The sequence below is a fragment of the Acetivibrio ethanolgignens genome (assembly GCF_001461035.1).
GTDB lineage: Bacteria > Bacillota > Clostridia > Lachnospirales > Lachnospiraceae > Velocimicrobium > Velocimicrobium ethanolgignens.
The window spans coordinates 1-1020 of record NZ_LNAM01000107.1 but is presented as its reverse complement, the minus strand read 5'-3'; the positions used below and the strand labels follow the sequence as shown (position 1 = coordinate 1020).

General features: G+C 27.7%; 1 protein-coding gene. It reads left to right on the top strand.

Going from position 1 to position 1020, the window contains the following annotated elements; translation table 11 throughout:
- The first annotated feature begins 69 nt into the window (after positions 1-69).
- On the top strand, positions 70-1008 hold the full coding sequence (locus tag ASU35_RS05690; protein ID WP_083504157.1) for a sensor histidine kinase: 939 nt from the start codon (positions 70-72) through the stop codon (positions 1006-1008).
- Positions 1009-1020: the final 12 nt, after the last annotated feature.

The window sequence follows — 1020 nt, the reverse complement described above, 5'->3', positions numbered from 1 at the left end:
TCATCCTAATGACAGTGCGTAAGAGCAGTCCTGCGACAGCTCAGGAAATCATTAACAATAAGGAGATATATGATGCTTATAATTTTCTCAATTTTTTTTATTATGTTTTGTTATCTACTATTTATTTATCTTTCCCAAAAAAAGATGATAAAAAATATTGTCTTACTTTTAAAAAATTTTTCTACTTACCAAGATATCAATTTTCCTATAAGTGAAAACTTTGATTCTCAAATAGCTATGTCACTAAAAGCACTACAAAAAAATCAATTATCCATTATAGAATCCTCTGTTAAAGATAAAGACATGCTCCAATCTCTTATATCAGATTTGGCGCATCAATTAAAAACTCCTTTAACAAACTTAAAAATGTACCAACACATATTGGACGATCCTTCATTGACATTAGAAGAGAACGAACTCTTTAAAAAAAAATTGAAAGTTCAAATCTCAAAAATAGAATGGATTGTACATAGTTTAGTTAATTGTATGAAATTAGAAGAAAACACCATATCCTTTACTACCAAATCTCTTCCAATAAAAAAAACTTTAATTGAGTCCATTGACAGTGTTCAATTTAGTGCTGATTTAAAAAACATACAAATTATATGTCAGGAATCTCCTAATTGGGATATAAATGTCATTCACAATTATGATTGGACAAGAGAAGTATTTATCAATGTATTAGAAAATGCCATAAAATATTCCGATATTAACTCAGAGATATCCATCAATATTTCTAAAACAGAATTATATGTTATTATATCTATATCTGATAACGGAATTGGTATAAAAGAACAAAATTTAAGTAAAATTTTTCAACGTTTTTATCGTTGTCCTGAGGTGTATCATCTTAGCGGCAACGGTATTGGATTATATTTAAGCAGGTTAATCTTAGAAAAAGAAAATGGATATATTACTGTTGAGTCCACATATGAAAAAGGTAGCACTTTTAATATTTGGTTAGAGGGCGTAAAAAATCTTGTGTCTTTGGATCTTGAATCTTTCTGATAAAAATTAGAT

Excerpts from the sequence above, each read along its gene's own strand:
- ASU35_RS05690 (WP_083504157.1), top strand. The coding sequence starts at position 70 with ATGATGCTTATAATTTTCTCAATTTTTTTTATTATGTTTTGTTATCTA.